The organism is Azospirillum sp. Marseille-Q6669, from assembly GCF_965111635.1.
The window spans coordinates 2,335,477-2,352,813 of sequence record NZ_CBCOOP010000001.1; the positions used below are offsets into that span (position 1 = coordinate 2,335,477).

Here is a 17,337-nt window from a genome sequence, read left to right on the forward strand (position 1 = left end):
CATGCGATACGGCAAAAGCCAACTTGTTAAATAGGGATTCATGGTGCTCTAATGATGTCAATTCGGGGGCGCCCCGCGGGGTGCTGGACACAGGGAGAGGAACGACGAGCATGCCGTCCCACGACACCGCGCACAGCATCGCCATCGTCGGCGCCGGCTTCACCGGCAGTATCCTGGCGGCCCACCTTCTGCGCAAGGCGGAGGAGCCGACGCGCATCCATCTGATCGAGCGTGCCGGCACGCTGGGCACCGGGCTGGCCTATTCCACCGACAGCGCGGCGCATCTGTTGAACGTGCGCGCCTACAACATGAGCGCCTATCCCGACGACCCGCGCCACTTCCTACGCTGGCTGTGGACGAAGGACCTCGGTGGCGACGTGCCGCCGAGCGGCCATGCCTTTGTGTCGCGCCGGCTCTACGGCGCGTACATCCAGGACGTGCTGCGCGAGGCCCAGACGGAGGCCCCCGCCCATGTGACGCTCGACACGGTGCAGGCGGAAGCGGTGGATGCGGCGCTGGACGGCGTCGCCGGCAGCGGCGTGCGTCTGCGGCTCGCCAACGGGGACAGCCTCGCGGTGGACCGGGCGGTGCTCTGCGTCGGGCATTTTCCCCCTTCGCCGCCGCGCATCGCGGCACCGGAGGTCTTCGCGTCGGAGCGCTTCATCGGCGATCCCTGGAACCGCGAGGCCGTCGCCGCCATCGATCCGGACGCGCCGGTGCTGATCCTCGGCACCGGGCTGACGATGGTCGACGTCGTGCTGTCCCTGGAGAACCAGGGCCACCGCGGTCCGATCCTGGCGCTGTCTCGCCGCGGGCTGCTGCCCACCACCCATCTGGAGACGCGTCCCTTCAAGAGCTTCGTCCATCCCCAGACGATGCCCGGCACGGTGCTGGATGTGCTGATCGCCCTGAAGGCCGACGTACGCCGCGCGCGGGAGGAGGGGCTGGACTGGCGTGCCGCCTTCGACTCCCTGCGGCCCTTCCACCCGCTGATCTGGAAGCACCTGCCGCTGGAGGAGCGGCAGCGCTTCCTGCGCCACGCCCGGCCATACTGGGAGGTGCACCGCCACCGCATGGCGCCGGAGGTGGCCGCACGCATTGATGGCCTGCGCGAGAGCGGGCAACTGACCGTCCGCGCCGGGCGCCTTCAGGCTCTGGCCTTGACCCCCGAGGGGGTGGAGGCGACGGTCCGCGCGCGGGGCGCCGAAGACGCGCTCTGGACACGCACGGTGGGCACCATCGTCAACGCGACCGGCACCGAGTGCGACTTCGGGCGCATCCGCCATCCGCTGATGCGCGCCTTGCTTCAGCAGGGGCTGGCCCGCCCCGACCCCTTGCGCCTCGGCCTCGACGTCACCGGGGAGGGGGCATTGATCGGCGAGGGTGGGGCGGTGTCCGACCGCCTCTTCGCGCTCGGCCCGGTCAGCCGTGCACCATTCTGGGAGATGACCGCGGTGCCGGAACTGCGCAGCCAATGCGCCGACGCTGCGTTGGCCCTCGTCCGTCGGAATGTGAGGAAACGCCTTTCCGCATAAAAACAGTCAAAAAATGTGATTAAAGATCAAATAAACCTATTTGAGAAGTAGATTTAAAGTGTTTATCATGGCGCCCAGTGTTGATTTCCGCCCGGCAGTCGGAGGCTTTCCCGATTGCCGGCACCGCTCCCGGTCCGCGCGGCTGTCCGCCGTCGCTTCGGTTGAGAAGGAGGATGTCATGCCGGACACCATCTTGCGGCCCACAACCGTGCAGCCCACGACGGCACGCCTGGACCCTCAGGTCATCGCGATGAACGAGGCGGCCGCCCGTCTCGGCGCCGCTCCCGCCGATCCCTTGAGTCTTCCTCTCGCCGAAGCCCGTGCGGCGGCGGAGCGTTATCACGCCTTTCTGAACGGTCCCGCGCCGCTTGCCGTCGATGTGACGGAGGTGGCCGCGGCCGGTCCCGCCGGCCCTTTGGCGTTGCGCCTCTATCGCCCGGCGGCTCGTGGGGCCGCGAGGTTGCCCGTCCTGGTCTATTTCCACGGCGGTGGCTTCGTCGTGAACAGCGTGGACACCCATGACCGGCTGCTGAGGCTGCTCGCCCTGCACAGCGGCGCCGTGGTCTGCGCGGTGCGCTACAGTCTGGCGCCGGAGCGCTGTTTCCCGCACCAGCATGAGGAGGCGCTGGCGGCCCTGCGTTGGGTTGCCGCCGTTGGGGCGGAGCATGGGATCGACGCGGCCCGGATCGCGGTTGGCGGCGACTCCGCCGGAGCCAACCTCGCGCTTGGCCTCGCCCTCGCCGCCCGTGCGCCGGGGGAGCCGCGGGTGTCGTTCGGGCTGCTGTTCTACGGCATGTTCGCGCATGACTTCGACACCGTGTCGCACCGTCGGTTCGGCGATGGGCGGTACGGCCTGACGACGGCGCGGATGCGCTGGTACTGGCGTCAGTATCTCGGCGGCGCGGCCACCCCCGACGATCCCCGCGCCGCGCCCTTGCTGGCCGACCTCCGTGGGCTGCCGCCTCTGCTTCTGCTGGCGGCGGATCTCGACTGCCTGCGCGACGACTCCCTCCGTCTGGCGGAGCGGCTGGCCGAGGCGGGCGTTTCCCATCGCCTCGCCGTCCATGACGGGCTTCCCCACTCCTTCGCCACCATGACCCGTCTGGTCGATCAGGCCCACCGTGCCGTTCTGCAGGCCGCCGATGCGGTGCGCCGTCATCTGGACGCCTGACCCCGTTGCTCGTCTCCCGGCGGCACCGTGAGCGGGCTGTGAACGCAAGCCGCTTGCTTATCCACTGGGAATGCGATAACAGGGCGCGGCGCGCTCGGAAGGGTGCGCGTGCGGGCCGATGCGGCCTGTCGTCGGGTTGCTCTCAACATGAGAAAGTTGTTGCATTCCGACGCGGCGCCGCGTAACGTCCGGCTTAGGAAAGTAAAGAAATTCAATGGGTTGAGCCATTGTGCGCAGTCCATTCGAATGATGAAGTCGCGGTCGTGGCGGAATTGGTAGACGCGCAGCGTTGAGGTCGCTGTGGCAGAAATGCTGTGGAAGTTCGAGTCTTCTCGACCGCACCATCTTTCCTTCGGCGGATCGCCGGATGGATACGAAAATCGGGGCCTTCTCAGGCCCCTTTTTCATGCCCGCCTGCAGCGGGTCCTTCCCCTCATCTCCCTCCCCATTCCTCCAGGCCTCATTCCTCCAGGGTCCAGTTTCCGGCGGTCCGGCAGGTGCGCAGCGGCGCGCCGGCATCCCGGCCGGCCGGCGTGGTCACGACGTGGGTCAGCGCGAAGCACAGGCGACCGCGGTCCTTCGGGTCGGCGATGCGGCCGGTCACGGTGATCAACCCGGATCGCAGGCCATCTCCCGAAACCCACTCCTGGCCCGCCGCCGCCCGCTCCGTGCCCGATGCGGCCAGCGCCCCAAGGAATGCCCCGGCGACGATCGGCTGGTCGTCGTGCTTCATGCGCAGGCGGGTGGCGTTGCTCCAGCCCGGCCCGACCAGAAGCTCCGGAGTCCGTACGTTGACCGCCATGCGGTCGGCGGCGATGGCCACCGCCAACTCCAGCGGATCTTCGGGCGCCACGCCCGGTGGCGTGTCGACCAGTCCGGTCAGGCTGGCAAGACCCGTCCGGGTGCCTTCGCCCATCTTGCCGTCAATCGCCCCGTCGTAGCGACCCAGCCGGGCCAGCGCCCGCTGGGCGGCCATGATCCGCTCCTCCGGAGTCAGCACGCGCGGGGTGGGCATCGGCGCGCGGCCCTGGGTGATCGCCTCCACATCCAGCCGATGGTTCAGCCGGCTGAATCCCGGCCCGCCGTTCCACAGCGTCAGCAGGCCGAGATGGATCGCCGCCGCGGCGGACAGCAGGACGAGCGGCCAGGACCCCTGGTCCGGCGCCCGGACCGGCCCGCCGAAGGCGGCGGCCAGCGCCCCACGCACCACCCCGCGCACCAGCGCCCACAGGCCCAGCCCGGCGGCGATGGGAAGCCCGATGTCCCAGCCCAGCCGCAGCGCCGCCGGGGCCGGCTGCTCGGGCGTCGCGCCGGTCAGCAGAGCCGGACCGTCCACGCTCGCCACGAGAAGCAGGACCAGGGCGAGCAGCCCCGCCGCGGCGATCCAGCTCCGTGACACGGCGGTGCGGCTGGTCTCGGCGAACCGCTCCGCCAGCACGGCGGCGGTTTCCTTCACGAAGGCGGGGCTGACGCAGCCCTCATGGTCAGCCACGATCGCCGCGTTGTCCGGTTCCCGGCCGTCCAGCACCGCCTCGGCGATGGAGCGGGTCAGGCGGTAGGCGCCGGCCAGGGCGAAGGCGTCGGCGGGTGGCAGCGCCGCGATGCGCGCCAGCACCGGGGCCAGCACCGTGTCCAAAAAGGGGGGAAGGGGCGCGGAGTCGGCGTCCGGCCCGACGGTTTCCACCTCGAACGGCACGCCGTCGCAGTCCCAGGACAGGGCGACCACCGTCAGCGTGCCGCTGCGCTGGTAGAGAAGCTGCGTGCCGGAATGGCGCACCGTGGCGGGCGCGGGGTTGGCGAGCGCCGCGAAACCGGCGAAGCCGGCCTCCTCCAGCGCCATCCGCACGGCCGCCGGGGCGTCCGGCGGGCGGTGAGGCTGTAGGAGGGGTGGGCGGTCAGGCGGGGGTGATGGATGTGGGTGAACTGCCCGACCCCGCTGCAAGTCTCGCAGGCGACCACACCCTCGCCCGTGCAGACCGGGCAGCGGTGCTGGCCGCGCCCGCCGCAGTCCGGGCAATCCGGCGTCTCGGCGGTCGCGCTGTGGGTGCAGCGGATCTTGCCGCCGCGGCAGCCGTCGCCGCCGCAGGCCCGCACCCCGCCGCCGTCGCAACCGGTGCAGACCTCATGCAGATAGTAGGGACCGCGCAGCGACGGCAGGGGCGGCAACGGCTCCTCCGCCGCGGACATCGCCTCCACCCGCTCGTCCAGCGGGCCGAGCAGCGTGGCGAAGCGATGGGCCGTCTCCAACGAGGCCGCCTCGGCGTCCAGGTCGCGGGCCAGCGTCGCGTTCAGTTCGGCGGCGTTGCGGCAGTAGATGGCGAAGCGCACCATCTCGGCGCCCAGCCGGACCTCGACCTCCGTCGCCCAATCGATGCTCAGGGTCAGATGGGCGCCGACCATGACATCGCGCTGCTGGGCCTGACGAAGCGTCACCCCTTCCGGCGCCGGGACGTTGCCGGAGGCCGCCCGGCGCAGCCGCCGGATCAGGGCGGTCTGCGGAACGGTGGACGGCGATACGGAAGGGGGCGCGGATGGGGAGGGAGCGGGCCGGTTCAGATCGCCGGGGCTCAGATGGTTCTGCCCGGGTGCGTTTGGACCAAGGTCGTTCCGGTCGAAGTCGAGGCTGTCGGGCATGGGGCGTGCGTGTCCGCGAACAGGGGCGCCGGCACTGGAAAAGGCCGCGGACGCCGGAACGGAAGATCAGGCGGCGACGTCCGGAGTGGGGCCGCCGGTGCCCGGCGCCTTGTCGTCGGACTCACGATCGCCGAAGTCCTCGTCCTCGGACGCATCGCCGGAGGCCGGCGTCTCGGCACGGCTGTCCGGGACAGGGGCATGGCGGACCCAGCGGCGGCCCTCCATGACGAATCCGTGGTCGCGAAACCACAGGCGTTCCGCCTCGTCGGCGGCGCGGAACAGCACCAGGGTCCAGGCGTCGGACGGCTGCGCGCCGTCGCCGCCGTTCTCCGGCATCGCGTAGGGCTGGAGCGAATAGGGGAAGTCGTCGCGGGTCACTGCATGCCCCCCTGGTTGGAGCCGCTGTCGCCGGATGGCCGCGCCGAGGCGGGCGGGGGTGCGGACCCATCCCCCTCGATCGGTTCCAGGTCGCTTTCGGCGGCGTATTTGATGAGACGGCCGTCGGCCAGACGGATGTCGTAGGTCGGCTCACCGGCAAGGGTCCGTGCGACGACGAGGGCCTCCTGGCCCGCAAACCTCACCCGTGTTCCCAACCGCAGCATTCCGCCCCCGACTGTGTCTTGATCGTTGTCGCAGGCTAAGGATTCGGGCGGGGGTGTGCTGTGTCAAAAACCGGACGCCAAAGGAGCAAGGCTGTGCTTGTGGGGTTCTCCCCTTGCGGGGCTTGGTGCGCCGGGCCCTTTGCGCTGTTGATGTGCAAAAGGACAGGTGTGGCGCAGCGATGGAGGTGTTCATGCCCGCACAGCGCGACGACGGCAACCGGAAGCCGTCCGTTATCGATCTGGTGACCGACCCCGAGAAGTTCGATCAATGGCAGCGTCAGCGTGAACGCGACGAGGCAACGGATAAGGGCCGTCAGGGGGAGGAGGACCGGGGCCGCGAACCGGACCGGGGCCGTTCCGATGCCCCCAGCGGGCGGGATTGAGTGACGGTATGCGGGGGTGACGGCCGATTACTCGGCGGCCTCGCGGGGCGGCGCCGCTTCCGTTGGAATGCCCAGCGGAGCGCCGCAATGGAACTGCATGAGCCGACGCTCGACCCGGATCAGATAGGCGCGCGCGTCCAAGCCCACGGGTCCGCGGCTGTGTTCGCGGACGAGCCTGATCGCGCGACAGGCGTGACCGCATTCCGGTGTGGCAAACTGGCACAATGGGATCGTCCGCCTGAAGGAGTGGGTCCCAAAGTCTTACTCCGTTCGATAGGGTTAGTCGAGCATCGGTTGCGACTCGAATTCAATGTCACAACGTGCCGTTCAGTGGCTGCATAGGTCCAGCGCCGGCTGGTAGGCATACGATAGTATGCAGTGTCAGGGTGAGACGTCCTGCCATTGCCGGCCAAGCAATGGTTGAAGGGTCAGTTCGACCCTGGGGCGCCTTCGGACTGGGTGCTGGGCTGCGCCCCTTCAAGGACCGCCAGATACTCCAGAAGCCGTTCCAGCGTCTCGGTCGGCATCCCGACAGAGGGGACGTCGTTGCGCTTTGCGGCCTTCAGCGCGGTGCGGAGGAGGGTGCGGTCGATGTCGGTCAGGCCGGCCATGATGATGACGTGCGTATGAAGCGACGATGCGCAACCTGTATCATCAAGACACGCAACCACGCCATGCTCAATCGGCAGGCAGGTGCATGAAACAGCGGACCCCGGGACAGGCGCCTCGCCCCGTCTCCCTCGAACGGATGCGCGCTTCCGAACCTCTCTGTCACATCCTGGTGACACGGCGTGCCATACTTTTGCCGCGACGCCGAAGAGTATAGGTATCCCTTTTCCCGGTTCGCCGGGGCCGCAGCCTTTCGCCAACAAGAGACTTCGAACGGTGATGCAGATTTCCTCCGCCTTCCGCTGCCGGATTGGCCGGCTTCTGGCAGTCCTGATGCTGTGCGGTGCGCTTGCGGTGGGTGCCGTGGTTCCATCAGCCCTGGCCCAGTCCGCCGCTCCGGCGGCGGAAGCGGCGGCGGACTTCAAGACCAAGCTGCCGCAATGGCAGAACGCGTTGGAGAGGGCGGCCAACCGCATCGCCGGGGGTGATCTGGCGAACACGGAATACGAGACCCTGCGGGCCGATCTGGCCAAGATCCAGCACGAGGTCCGGGAAGCCGGCGCGGCGGCGGCGGCGGCCCGCGACACAGCCCAGCGCATGCTGGACGCGCTGGGTCCGCCGCCGGCCCAGGGCGCTCCGCCGGAGGAGGCGGGGATCGCCGCGGAGCGCAAGCGCCTGACCCAGACCATCGGCGAGGCGGAAGGGCGGACCAAGCAGACCGAACTGATCGTCACGCGCGCCGACATCCTGCTGCGCACCGCCGCCGACCAGCGCATGACCCAGCTCACCGAGCAGATCGTCCGGCGCGGTCCGGTGCCGCTGCTGCCCGCCACCTGGGCCGCGCTGCCTGAGCAGACGGCCTATGTGCAGGAGCGCATCGGACGCGCCTTCGGCATCGTGATGGGCGACGACGAATGGCGCGGCCGCCTGTACGGTCTGGGCGCGCTCGCCGCCGTGCTGTTCCTGGTCGCTTGGCCGGTGCGCCGGGTGCTGCTGCGCCGCTACGGCCACCGCGATCTGGAGGAGCGGCCCAGCTACCGCCAGCGGGTGGTGGCGATGGCGGTGGAGGCGCTGGCCCGCTGCCTGGTGCCGCTGGTGCCGACGCTGGTGCTGAGCGGCGCCCTGGTCGGGCTGCTGCGCGACGCAGCCGACGCCGGTCCGCTGACCGCTCTGGTGGTCGGGGTGTCGGGGGGGCTGACCGCCTATTTCCTGGTGACCGGCGTCGCCCGCGCCACCCTGGCGCCTGACCATCCCTCCTGGCAGCTCGCCAACCTCGACCCGGACAGCGCGCGGCGCTTGGTCCGCCGCGTCCCGCTCGTCATGATCGGGCTGGCCCTGGCCGGCACCGGCATCGCCCTGTCGGAGGGGATGTTCACCCCGCCGGAACTGCGTTCGATCACCGGCTTCGGGACCATGGCGCTGATCGCCATGTCGCTGCTGTTCCTCTACCCCGATCACCTCTGGCTCGCCGCCCCGCAGCCGGAGGCCGAGGCGACCGACGATTGCGGATGCCCCGAGCCGACGCCCGGGGCCGGACTGGACGTCACCCTGCCGCCGCCGGCCGCAACCCCTGCCGCGGCGGAGGCCGAGGAGGCGCCGCCCGTCCGTCCGCGGGTCGTCGGGCTGCGGCTGCGCCTGCTGATCGGCGCGGTGGCGCTCGCCTCGCTGGTCGCCTCGGGGGCCGGTTATCTGGTCGGCGCGATCTACGCCTCGAAGCTGATGCTGACCACGCTCATCATCGGCGGCGTCCTTCTGGTAGCGCGCGGCGTCCTGCGCGAGCTGCTGTGCGTCCTGCTGGAGCGCGGCAGCGGGCAGGTGGCCGAGGTCCGCGACATCGTGATCGCCACCGACCGCGGCCGGCGGATGCTTGGGCAGGCCGGGCGGACGATGATCGACGGGCTGTTGCTGACCGTGGCGGCCTTCTTCCTGCTGCCGCTGACCGGCATGACCCTGTCGGAGATGAAGGGGCTGGCCGACGGCTTCCTCAGCGGCGTCACGGTGGGCGGCGTGCGCATCGCGCCGGGCGACATCATGTCGGCGCTGATGGTGCTGGGCGTCGTCGTCGCGCTGACCCGCTTCATCCAGCGCCAGCTCGACGAGCGCATCCTCGGCCGCGTCAACATGGACGACGGCGTGCGCAACTCCATCCGCATGGGTGTGGGCTATCTCGGCACCACCATGGCGGTGCTGATGTCGGTCGGCACGCTGGGGCTCGACCTGTCCAGCCTCGCCATGATCGCGTCAGCCCTGTCGGTCGGTATCGGTTTCGGCCTGCAGAACGTCGTCAGCAACTTCATCTCCGGCCTGATCATGCTGGTGGAGCGGCCGGTGAAGGTGGGCGACTGGGTGGTCGTCAACGGGCTTGAGGGCACCGTGCGCCGCATCAGTGTGCGCGCGACGGAGATCCAGACCTTCCAGCGCGCCTCGGTGATCATCCCGAACTCGGAGTTCATCTCCAAGTCGGTGGTCAACTGGACGCTGAAGGACAAGACCACCCGCATCGAGATCAAGGTCCGCATCACCTACGACACCGACGCCCGGCAGGTCTACGCGCTGCTGCTGCGGATCGGCTACGGTCACGCCCAGGTGCTGCGCAACCCGGAGCCGGTGGTGATGTTCCGCGATTTCGGGCCGAGCGGGCCGGAGTTCGAGCTGCGCTGCTTCGTCGCCAACACCGAGCACATCATCCCGGTGCGCAACGAGCTGCGCATGCGCATCCTGGAGCAGTTCCGCGAACAGGGCATCCAGATGCCCTTCGACCAGCAAACCGTCCACATGCCGAAGGTCGAGGCGATGCTGGAGGTTCTCCTGGCCGAGCGCCGCGCCCACGCCGGCGTTCCGGAGCTTCAGGTGGTGGCCGACGGCGGCAAGGTCGTGCCGCTGGCCGACACCCTCACCGAACGTGGGCCGCGCACCGCCACCTGACTTAGGGCTGCGGCTCCGCCGGCTTGCGGCGCCGCAGCGGGGTTACCTTGGGTGGAGCCGTGGCTGGGTCGGGGAGGGGTTGCCAGCCGGCAATGGCGCGCACGCAGCGCAGCGCCTCCGGGTTGTTGGCGAAGACCGGGAACAGCCGGCGCAGCTCCACCACGGCGGACCATTCGCCGCGGTCGTGGAAGGCCCGGCGGATCGTTTCGGCTTCGCTCTCGCTGACGGTGAACATAACGCCAGAGTGCTCCGCGGACCGGTGGCGCGCAAGCCGTCTCGGCGCCTGGAGCAGCCCTTTGCCGTGGCCCGCAAGACCTGTCAAGAAAAGTTGTTCACAGGGCCGCGCATCCTTCGCTTGACTCCCGTTGCCGGGCGGGGCAGCCGCCGGCCCGGGGGTGAAAGCAAGGCCAGCGCGTGGAAAATCCTTGATCGGCGCGGTTTTCTAATGTGCCTAAAAATCGGGCATTTCTGCCGGACCCCTTGAGGGGCCGCCTGTCCCTTCGGTTACCCCTCGATTCGCCAACAGAGTTATCCACAGAATCTGGGGATATCCGAAATATTGAAATATCAGTCGGGCCGAACCGTCACGCCCACCCGTCACGCTGGCCGGCGGATCACCCGCACCGCCCCGACGCCCAGCAGCATGGTCAGCACGCCGCCGAACAGGAACAGGGCGGGCAGGCCGACCTGATGGGCGACCGCCCCATAGACCACCGGCCCGATCCCCTGCCCCAGGAAGAAGGAAGAGGCGAAGAGGGCGAGCGCCGACCCGCGCGCCGTCGCTGCCAGTTCGGTCGCCTGAGTCTGCATGGTGTTGTGCAGCATGTAGAAGCCGAAGCCGGCGACCAGGAACAGCAGGGACACCACCGGCCAGGGCACCGGGGCGAGCATCGCCAGATAGGCCCCGCCGGCCACGAGGCCGCCGGCCCCCATCATCCCCCATTGGCCGAGCGTACCGAGCAAGCGCCGCACCACGAAACTGTAGACGACTCCGCCGATGGCGAAGGCAGCGAGCGTCACCCCGGCCTCGAACGCGCCCTCCGCCCCGTGGCGGGATAGCATGGGGGCGACGAAGGGGAAGACGCCGAAGATCAGCAGCCCTTCCGCCGCCACCGTCGCAAAGACCCAGACCGACACCGGATTCGCCAGGACGGAGGCGTAGCGCGCCCGTGCGTCGGCCACGGACAGGGGATGCCGCTCCTCCCGCTCGCCCCGCAGGACCAGGAAGGCGGTCAGCGCGATCAGGCCGGTCACCACCGCCGCCAGGGCGAAGACGGTGCGCCAGCCCGCCACCTCCGACAGGGCGCCGGCCACGGCGGAGCCGGACATCTGGCCGAGGATCACCGCCAGCAGGAAGCGGCTGATGGCGAACTGCCGCTCCGTGTAGACCACCCGGTCGCCGATCAGCGCCATGGAGGCCGGGATGATCCCTCCGGCGAAGGCGCCGGCCAGCATCCGCGAGGCCAGCACCGTGTAATAGCCGGGCGCCACCGCCGACAGCGCCACGCCGATGGTCAGGACGACCAGCGACAGGCGGATCAGCCGCGTCTTGCCGATGGCGTCGCCGACCGGCCCCAGGATGAGCTGCATCGCCGCGTAGGGCAGGGTGTAGGCGGAGGAGAGCAGGGCCGCCTCGGCCACGCCGATGCCGAGGTCCGACGCGATGACGGTCAGCATCGGGTCGGTGGTGCGCAGCGAAAAGGCGCTCGCGAAACCGGCGAGGCCGAGCATCAGGATGAGAAGGCGCATGGGGGACGTCGGCCGGTCTATGGTCTGGGGCGTGCGGGGGCACAACCCTAAAGCAGAGGCGCCCATCCGACGCACGGCAAGATGGCCATGGCACCCATGCGCGTGCATGATCCGATGCGCTTCGGCCGTCGTATAGAACGTGGCCGTACAGACCAGCGCCGCCGAACGGGAGACCGCCATGCCGACGATCCGCGATACCGCCCAATCCGCCGCCGTGATGCTGTCCGCCGTCCTGATGCTGTCCGCGGCCGTCCCCGGCGCGGACGCGGCGGACGGCAGCCGGGCGGAGCCCGACGCGCTCGACTGGGCTGCGCTGCCTCTGCCGGCCATCGACGGCGGCAAGCTCGCGCCCGATGCCTTCCGGGGCAAGGCGGTGCTGGTGGTCAACACGGCGTCGCAATGCGGCTACACCGGCCAGTACGAGGGGCTGCAGAAGCTCTGGGCCGGACGGCGGGAGCGCGGGCTGGTCGTGCTGGGGGTGCCGAGCAACGATTTCGGCGGGCAGGAGCCCGGCAGCAACGCCCAGGTCGCATCCTTCTGCGAACTCAACTACGGCGTGGACTTTCCCCTGATGGAGAAGCAGTCCGTCACCGGACCGCAGGCCCATCCGCTCTACCGCTGGGCGGCGGCGGTCACCGGGCCGCAGGGTGTGCCGCGCTGGAACTTCCACAAGATCCTGATCGGCCGCGACGGACGGCTGCTGGAATGGTTCGGCAGCTCGGTCACGCCGGAGTCCGCCACGCTGGCCGCGGCGGTGGACAAGGCGCTGGCCTCCTCCTCTCCGACGCCGTAAGCGCATGGACGCGCTGCCCATCGATGATCGCCGGGCCTCGATCGTCCGGCTGCTGTCCTACGGCGGGTTGCTTCCCTTCGTCGGTGGCACCGCGCTGGCCTGGATGACGGAGGGCGAAGGGCAGGCTGCCGTGGTTCGGGCGGTGGTCGTCTACGCGGTGTCGATCCTGTCCTTCATCGGCGCCATCCACTGGGGCCGCATCCTCGCGGGGAGGGATGGCGAGACGAGCGGGCCGGCGTGGCTGGCCTGGGGAGTCGCGCCGTCGCTGCTGGGGTGGAGCGCGACCCTGCTGCCGTCCGGCCTGACGGTGCCGGCGCTGATCCTGTCCTTCCTCCTCGCCTGGGCGGTGGACCGCAGCGCGGCGGCGGATGGACGCTACCCCCGCTGGTTCGGCGCGCTGCGGACCCGCCTGACCATCGTCGTCTGCCTGACGCTTGCCGCGCTCATCCCGCTGGCTGCGTGACCGTTTCCCGGCGGGGCACCAGCGCCGCGGCCTTCAGCAGAACCTCCGGTCCGGCACCGGGGAGATGGGCGTTCTCGCTGATGTGGCGCCGCCACGCGCGGGCGCCGGGAAGGCCCTGGAACAGCCCCAGCATGTGCCGGGTAATCGCCGACAGCGGCGCCCCCTGGCGCATCCGCTCCTCGGCATAGGCCGCCATGGCCTCGACCACCGCGTAGCGGTCGGGGCCGGGTTCCCCGCCGAACAGGCGGCGGTCGGCGTCGGCCAGGATGTAGGGCGTCTCGTAAGCGGCGCGCCCGATCATCACGCTGTCCAGCGTGGCGAGGTGTCCTTCCGCCTCGTCCAGGGTGCGGATGCCGCCGTTGATGGCGATGGTGAGCTGCGGGTTCTCCTGCTTCAGCCGGTGCACGAGGTCGTAGCGCAGCGGCGGGATGTCCCGGTTTTCCTTGGGGCTGAGACCCTTCAGCCACGCTTTGCGGGCGTGCACGATGAAGTGGGTGCAGCCGGCGGCGGACACGGTGCGCACGAAATGCTCCAGCGTCGGCCATTCCTCCATCTCGTCGATGGCGATCCGCGACTTGACGGTGACGGGGATCGACACCGCCTCGCGCATGGCGCCGACCAGCCGGGCGACCAGATCGGGCTCCGCCATCAGGCAGGCGCCGAAGCGGCCCGACTGCACGCGGTCGCTCGGGCAGCCGACGTTCAGGTTGACCTCGTCATAGCCCCACTCCTCCGCGATGCGGGCGCAGGCGGCCAAGTCCGCCAGGTCCGACCCACCGAGCTGGAGCGCCACCGGATGCTCCGCCGCGTCGTAGCCGAGCAGCCGCTCGCGGTCGCCGTGCAGCACGGCGCCGGTGGTGACCATCTCGGTGTAGAGCAGCGTGTTCTTGGACAGCAGGCGATGGAAGGTCCGGCAATGGCGGTCCGTCCAGTCCATCATCGGGGCAACGCTGAGGGCAATGGCGGGCATGGGCAAGAACTGTCTGTGAATCGGGAGCGGCGGCGCACCAATTGGACCAAGCCGGGCCGGATGGCAAGGGGGAGGCTGTTTCGTCGTCTTGGATAAATAGCCTCTCCCCTCCGGGGAGAGGGCGGCCCGCAGGGCCTCTCGCGCTGGCCAGAGGCCTAGCGCTGACGGTGGCAGGCGGATGCCTCTGGCATCCGCTGAGAGCCGGTGAGGGGGGTGTGCGTGGCGGGAGGTCCGGTACACGCACAACCCCCTCACCCTAACCCTCTCCCCAGAGGGGAGAGGGAAAAAGCTACGCCCGCTGGCGACCCCGGGCGGGCTTGCCGTGGGAGGAGCGGGTGCCGGACAGCACGGCTTTCACCTTGGCCAGATGGTGCCGCGCCTCGGCGCCGAGCTTCAGCGCCACGCCGGTGGACAGCACGTCGATGATCGCCAGATGGACGAGGCGGGAGGCCATCGGCGTGTAGATTTCCGCGTCTTCGACCGGGGTGTGGCCGATGGCGACCGACGACACCGCGGCCAGCGGCGAGTCCGGCGCGGTGATCGCGATGACCGGGATGCCAAGGTCGCGGGCCATCTGCGCCAGTTCCGTCACCATCACGGTGCGCCCGGTGTTGGAGATCGCCAGCAGGACGCCGCGCGCTCCCAGATTGACCGCCAGCATGCGGACCATCATCGGGTCGGCGCTGGCCTGCGCCGCCATGCCGAAGCGCATGAACTTGTGCGCCGCGTCCTCCGCCACCACCGCCGAGGCGCCGGTGCCGATGCACAGGATGCTGGAGGCGTCGGCCAGCAGCTCCACGGCGCGAGAGACGGCCGCCATGTCGAGCGCGCCGGCCGCGTCGTTCAGGGCGGCGGCGGCGGATGAAAAGATTTTTCGTGCGACGGTCGGAGTCTCGTCGTCCGGCGCCACGTCCTGGCTTACGAAGGGGGTGCCGCGGGCCTGCCCCTCGGCCAGCCGCAGCTTGAAATCCGGGAAGCCGGCGCAGCCGATGCTGCGGCAGAAGCGGACGACGGTCGCCTCGCTGACCCCAGCGGCCTGGGCCAGCACGGTGATGCTCTGCCCCAGGACCTTTTGCGGCTCGACCAGCACCATCTCGGCGACCTGGGCTTCGGAACGCTTCAGCTCCGGCAGGCGGCCGCGGATGTGATCGAGGATGTTCACCGGCTGGAGCATCGAAACGGACCGTCCATCCCTAAAAGCGTTTCTGGTCCCCGGCATTCTTGGTCCCGGGGCGTCTTTGGGCGGCGGACCGTACCACCGCCGGCGCGAACGGCATAGCGCACCAGAACCTGTCGGCGCGTCGTCGTCGCGCCGCAGTCCTTGGCCCACAAGCTATGCGGGGCAGGGCGGCTTGTGAAGATAATTTTCGTCGCTATGCCTATTGTTTGGCGGTTTTGACGCCGTTATGAAGAAAATCTTCTTCACTCGGTTGCGGGACTCCTCTATTTTCCGACACAGAAAATTCAAGGTCCCGGCAAGAGACCCCGGCAAGAGACCAAGTGGGAGGAGCTCCGACCCGCCGCCCGGCCCCGCTGCCGGTGCGTCGCGCCGCCCGTGCCTTCCCGCGTCGTTCCCTGCCGCCGCCCCTTCCGATCAGGTGAGCCCCGCCGCGAGGCGGGCCGAGGAGTGTGCATGAAGCGCATGGTGGAAGCGCTGGAGATGGTCACCGAATGGATCATGGCGCTGATGCTCGCCGTGATGGTGGCGCTGGTCTTCGGCAACGTGGTTCTGCGGTACGGTTTCAACAGCGGCATCGTCGCCGCTGAGGAACTGGCCCGCCTGATGTTCGTCTGGCTGGTCTTCCTGGGCGCCACCTTGGCGTTGCGCCGTCACCAGCATCTCGGGCTGGACATCCTCCAGTCGCGCCTGCCGGTCCGCGTCCGCCGGGCCTGCGCGGTGATCAGCCATCTGCTGATGATCTACGCGCTGTGGCTGTTCATCGAGGGAAGCTGGTTCCAGCTTCTGATCGGGATGGAGACGCGCTCCACGGTGCTCAGCTTCCCCATGGCCTTCTACGCCGCCGCGGGTTTCTTCCCGGCGATCGCCATGGCGCTGACGATCCTCGCCAACCTCTGGCGAATCCTGTCGGGCGACGCGACGGCGCACATCCCCGGCAACGGCGACCCCCACGGCGCCACCGCCCCGCAGGGCGGCGCCATCGCCGAGCATTGACACCGTCCGGCCTTCTGAAAGCGGAGCCCGTTCCATGGCCCTTGCGGTCTTCCTCTCCTCGCTGTTCGGCCTGATGCTGCTCGGCATGCCCATCGCCTTTGCCCTGATGCTGACGGGCGTGGCGCTGATGGTGCATCTCGACTTCTTCGACGCCCAGCTCGTCGCCCAGAACATGCTGAGCGGCGCCGACAACTATCCGCTGATGGCGGTGCCCTTCTTCATCCTGGCCGGCGAGCTGATGAACGCCGGCGGCATCTCGCAGCGGATCATCAACCTCGCGGTCAGCCTCGTCGGGCACATCCGCGGTGGCCTGGGCTATGTGACCATCGGCGCCTCGGTGATGCTGGCCAGCCTGTCCGGCTCGGCCATCGCCGACACGGCGGCGCTCGCCACGCTGCTGATCCCGATGATGCGCGACAACGGCTATCCGGTGCCGCGCTCCGCCGGCCTGATCGCGTCGGGCGGCATCATCGCCCCGATCATCCCGCCCAGCATGCCCTTCATTATCTTCGGCGTGACCACCAACACCTCGATCAGCGGCCTGTTCATGGCCGGCATCGTGCCCGGCCTGCTGATGGGCGCCGGTCTGGTCATCACCTGGATGTTCGTGGTGCGCGGCATGACCGTGAAGCTGCAGCCCAAGGCGAGCTGGGGCGAGCGCCGCACCGCGCTGGTCGAGGGCGTCTGGGCGCTGGCCCTGCCGGTCATCATCATCGGCGGCCTGCGCGGCGGCATCTTCACCCCGACCGAGGCCGCGGTGGTCGCCGCCGTCTACTCGCTGGTCGTGGCGCTGTTCGTCTACCGGCAGGTGACGCTGAAGGATCTGGTGCCGCTGCTGGTCCAGGCCGCGCGCACCACCAGCACGGTGATGTTCCTGTGCGCGGCGGCGCTGGTGTCGTCCTACATGGTGACGCTGGCCGACCTGCCGCAGCAGATGAACGAGATGCTGTCGCCGCTGCTGGAGCATCCGAAGCTGCTGATGGTCGCCATCACGCTGCTGCTGCTGGCCGTGGGCACGGTGATGGACCTGACGCCGACGATCCTGGTGCTCGGCCCCGTGCTGACCCCGCTGGCCGCGGCGGCGGGCATCGATCCGACCTATTTCGGCGTGATGTTCGTCCTGACCGGCACGCTGGGCCTGATCCATCCGCCGGTCTGCACGGTGCTGAACGTGGTGTGCGGCGTCGCCCGCATCTCGCTGGAAAGCGCCACGCGCGGCATCTGGCCGTTCCTGCTGACCTACCTGATTCTGCTGAGCCTGCTGATCGCCGTCCCGGAGATCGTCACGGCCCCGCTGACTCTGTTCCGCCATTAATCACAACACGCTACA

General features: G+C 69.5%; 17 protein-coding genes and 1 tRNA gene. 9 read left to right on the forward strand and 9 right to left on the reverse strand.

Going from position 1 to position 17,337, the window contains the following annotated elements; translation table 11 throughout:
* Window positions 1–110 precede the first annotated feature (110 nt).
* The 3 genes from ACWPXE_RS10385 (at window position 111) to ACWPXE_RS10395 (ending at window position 3,050) form a co-directional block, all read left to right on the forward strand.
* Entirely contained in the window at window positions 111–1,535 is a 1,425-nt protein-coding gene (locus ACWPXE_RS10385; protein WP_454017755.1) for an FAD/NAD(P)-binding protein, read from the forward strand.
* Between the two features lie 178 nt (window positions 1,536–1,713).
* Window positions 1,714–2,706, forward strand: a complete 993-nt coding sequence (locus ACWPXE_RS10390; protein ID WP_454017756.1) for an alpha/beta hydrolase — start codon at window positions 1,714–1,716, stop codon at window positions 2,704–2,706.
* A gap of 257 nt (window positions 2,707–2,963) precedes the next feature.
* Window positions 2,964–3,050: transfer RNA gene (locus ACWPXE_RS10395), tRNA-Leu, on the forward strand.
* A gap of 116 nt (window positions 3,051–3,166) precedes the next feature.
* Here ACWPXE_RS10395 and ACWPXE_RS10400 read toward each other — a convergent pair.
* From ACWPXE_RS10400 to ACWPXE_RS10415, 4 genes are all read right to left on the reverse strand, one after another.
* Window positions 3,167–4,546, reverse strand: a complete 1,380-nt coding sequence (locus ACWPXE_RS10400) for a peptidoglycan-binding domain-containing protein (RefSeq protein WP_454017757.1) — start codon at window positions 4,544–4,546, stop codon at window positions 3,167–3,169.
* The gene (locus ACWPXE_RS10405) at window positions 4,435–5,340 is read right to left on the reverse strand and encodes a hypothetical protein (RefSeq protein ID WP_454017758.1); all 906 of its coding nucleotides are present in this window, start codon (window positions 5,338–5,340) and stop codon (window positions 4,435–4,437) included. Before ACWPXE_RS10405 ends, ACWPXE_RS10400 begins: the two co-directional genes overlap by 112 nt.
* Window positions 5,341–5,406: 66 nt before the next feature.
* Window positions 5,407–5,718: a hypothetical protein gene (locus ACWPXE_RS10410; protein WP_454017759.1), complete on the reverse strand. Its 312-nt coding sequence runs from the start codon at window positions 5,716–5,718 to the stop codon at window positions 5,407–5,409.
* Window positions 5,715–5,921 carry a hypothetical protein gene (locus tag ACWPXE_RS10415; protein WP_454017760.1) on the reverse strand — a complete coding sequence of 69 codons (207 nt, stop codon included), beginning with the start codon at window positions 5,919–5,921 and terminating at the stop codon, window positions 5,715–5,717. The genes ACWPXE_RS10410 and ACWPXE_RS10415 overlap by 4 nt, the downstream gene beginning before the upstream one ends.
* A 212-nt stretch (window positions 5,922–6,133) precedes the next feature.
* On the opposite strand from ACWPXE_RS10415, the gene ACWPXE_RS10420 reads away from it, so the two are divergent.
* Entirely contained in the window at window positions 6,134–6,325 is a 192-nt protein-coding gene (locus ACWPXE_RS10420; RefSeq protein ID WP_454017761.1) for a hypothetical protein, read from the forward strand.
* Window positions 6,326–6,753: 428 nt separating this feature from the next.
* Here the strand turns inward: ACWPXE_RS10420 and ACWPXE_RS10425 are convergent, their stop codons facing one another.
* A complete protein-coding gene (locus ACWPXE_RS10425; protein ID WP_237905943.1) occupies window positions 6,754–6,936 on the reverse strand; it encodes a hypothetical protein in 183 nt (60 codons plus the stop codon).
* Window positions 6,937–7,213: 277 nt separating this feature from the next.
* Between ACWPXE_RS10425 and ACWPXE_RS10430 the strand changes: the two genes are divergently transcribed.
* Window positions 7,214–9,859: a DUF3772 domain-containing protein gene (locus ACWPXE_RS10430; protein ID WP_454017762.1), complete on the forward strand. Its 2,646-nt coding sequence runs from the start codon at window positions 7,214–7,216 to the stop codon at window positions 9,857–9,859.
* A 1-nt stretch (window position 9,860) separates the two neighbouring features.
* On the opposite strand, the gene ACWPXE_RS10435 is transcribed toward ACWPXE_RS10430, so the two are convergent.
* Both ACWPXE_RS10435 and ACWPXE_RS10440 read right to left on the reverse strand, forming a co-directional pair.
* Complete coding sequence (locus tag ACWPXE_RS10435) at window positions 9,861–10,094, reverse strand: hypothetical protein (protein WP_237905945.1); 234 nt, start codon at window positions 10,092–10,094, stop codon at window positions 9,861–9,863.
* Between the two features lie 362 nt (window positions 10,095–10,456).
* On the reverse strand, window positions 10,457–11,608 hold the full coding sequence (locus tag ACWPXE_RS10440) for an MFS transporter (protein WP_454017763.1): 1,152 nt from the start codon (window positions 11,606–11,608) through the stop codon (window positions 10,457–10,459).
* Between the two features lie 178 nt (window positions 11,609–11,786).
* On the opposite strand from ACWPXE_RS10440, the gene ACWPXE_RS10445 reads away from it, so the two are divergent.
* On the forward strand, window positions 11,787–12,401 hold the full coding sequence (locus tag ACWPXE_RS10445; RefSeq protein WP_454017764.1) for a glutathione peroxidase: 615 nt from the start codon (window positions 11,787–11,789) through the stop codon (window positions 12,399–12,401).
* Window positions 12,402–12,405: 4 nt separating this feature from the next.
* Window positions 12,406–12,864, forward strand: coding sequence for a DUF3429 domain-containing protein (locus tag ACWPXE_RS10450; protein WP_454017765.1), 459 nt, complete (start codon window positions 12,406–12,408; stop codon window positions 12,862–12,864).
* Here ACWPXE_RS10450 and dusA read toward each other — a convergent pair.
* Window positions 12,845–13,834 carry a tRNA dihydrouridine(20/20a) synthase DusA gene (gene dusA / locus ACWPXE_RS10455; protein ID WP_454017766.1) on the reverse strand — a complete coding sequence of 330 codons (990 nt, stop codon included), beginning with the start codon at window positions 13,832–13,834 and terminating at the stop codon, window positions 12,845–12,847. The genes ACWPXE_RS10450 and dusA overlap by 20 nt on opposite strands.
* Before the next feature lie 289 nt (window positions 13,835–14,123).
* Window positions 14,124–15,008 carry a transcriptional regulator HexR gene (hexR, locus tag ACWPXE_RS10460; protein ID WP_454017767.1) on the reverse strand — a complete coding sequence of 295 codons (885 nt, stop codon included), beginning with the start codon at window positions 15,006–15,008 and terminating at the stop codon, window positions 14,124–14,126.
* 459 nt (window positions 15,009–15,467) lie between these two features.
* Here hexR and ACWPXE_RS10465 point away from each other — a divergent pair, with 459 nt between their 5' ends.
* Window positions 15,468–16,007, forward strand: coding sequence for a TRAP transporter small permease (locus ACWPXE_RS10465; protein WP_454017768.1), 540 nt, complete (start codon window positions 15,468–15,470; stop codon window positions 16,005–16,007).
* Window positions 16,008–16,041: 34 nt separating this feature from the next.
* Complete coding sequence (locus tag ACWPXE_RS10470; protein WP_145623786.1) at window positions 16,042–17,322, forward strand: TRAP transporter large permease; 1,281 nt, start codon at window positions 16,042–16,044, stop codon at window positions 17,320–17,322.
* Window positions 17,323–17,337: the final 15 nt, after the last annotated feature.

Bases quoted from the DNA above. Each gene is read 5' to 3' on its own strand.
- dusA (WP_454017766.1), bottom strand. From the start codon at position 13,834: ATGCCCGCCATTGCCCTCAGCGTTGCCCCGATGATGGACTGGACGGAC.
- ACWPXE_RS10390 (WP_454017756.1), top strand. From the start codon at position 1,714: ATGCCGGACACCATCTTGCGGCCCACAACCGTGCAGCCCACGACGGCA.
- ACWPXE_RS10420 (WP_454017761.1), top strand. From the start codon at position 6,134: ATGCCCGCACAGCGCGACGACGGCAACCGGAAGCCGTCCGTTATCGAT.
- ACWPXE_RS10450 (WP_454017765.1), top strand. From the start codon at position 12,406: ATGGACGCGCTGCCCATCGATGATCGCCGGGCCTCGATCGTCCGGCTG.
- ACWPXE_RS10470 (WP_145623786.1), top strand. From the start codon at position 16,042: ATGGCCCTTGCGGTCTTCCTCTCCTCGCTGTTCGGCCTGATGCTGCTC.
- ACWPXE_RS10425 (WP_237905943.1), bottom strand. From the start codon at position 6,936: ATGGCCGGCCTGACCGACATCGACCGCACCCTCCTCCGCACCGCGCTG.
- ACWPXE_RS10445 (WP_454017764.1), top strand. From the start codon at position 11,787: ATGCCGACGATCCGCGATACCGCCCAATCCGCCGCCGTGATGCTGTCC.
- ACWPXE_RS10430 (WP_454017762.1), top strand. From the start codon at position 7,214: ATGCAGATTTCCTCCGCCTTCCGCTGCCGGATTGGCCGGCTTCTGGCA.
- ACWPXE_RS10405 (WP_454017758.1), bottom strand. From the start codon at position 5,340: ATGCCCGACAGCCTCGACTTCGACCGGAACGACCTTGGTCCAAACGCA.
- ACWPXE_RS10400 (WP_454017757.1), bottom strand. From the start codon at position 4,546: ATGGCGCTGGAGGAGGCCGGCTTCGCCGGTTTCGCGGCGCTCGCCAAC.
- ACWPXE_RS10385 (WP_454017755.1), top strand. From the start codon at position 111: ATGCCGTCCCACGACACCGCGCACAGCATCGCCATCGTCGGCGCCGGC.
- ACWPXE_RS10440 (WP_454017763.1), bottom strand. From the start codon at position 11,608: ATGCGCCTTCTCATCCTGATGCTCGGCCTCGCCGGTTTCGCGAGCGCC.
- hexR (WP_454017767.1), bottom strand. From the start codon at position 15,008: ATGCTCCAGCCGGTGAACATCCTCGATCACATCCGCGGCCGCCTGCCG.
- ACWPXE_RS10465 (WP_454017768.1), top strand. From the start codon at position 15,468: ATGAAGCGCATGGTGGAAGCGCTGGAGATGGTCACCGAATGGATCATG.
- ACWPXE_RS10435 (WP_237905945.1), bottom strand. From the start codon at position 10,094: ATGTTCACCGTCAGCGAGAGCGAAGCCGAAACGATCCGCCGGGCCTTC.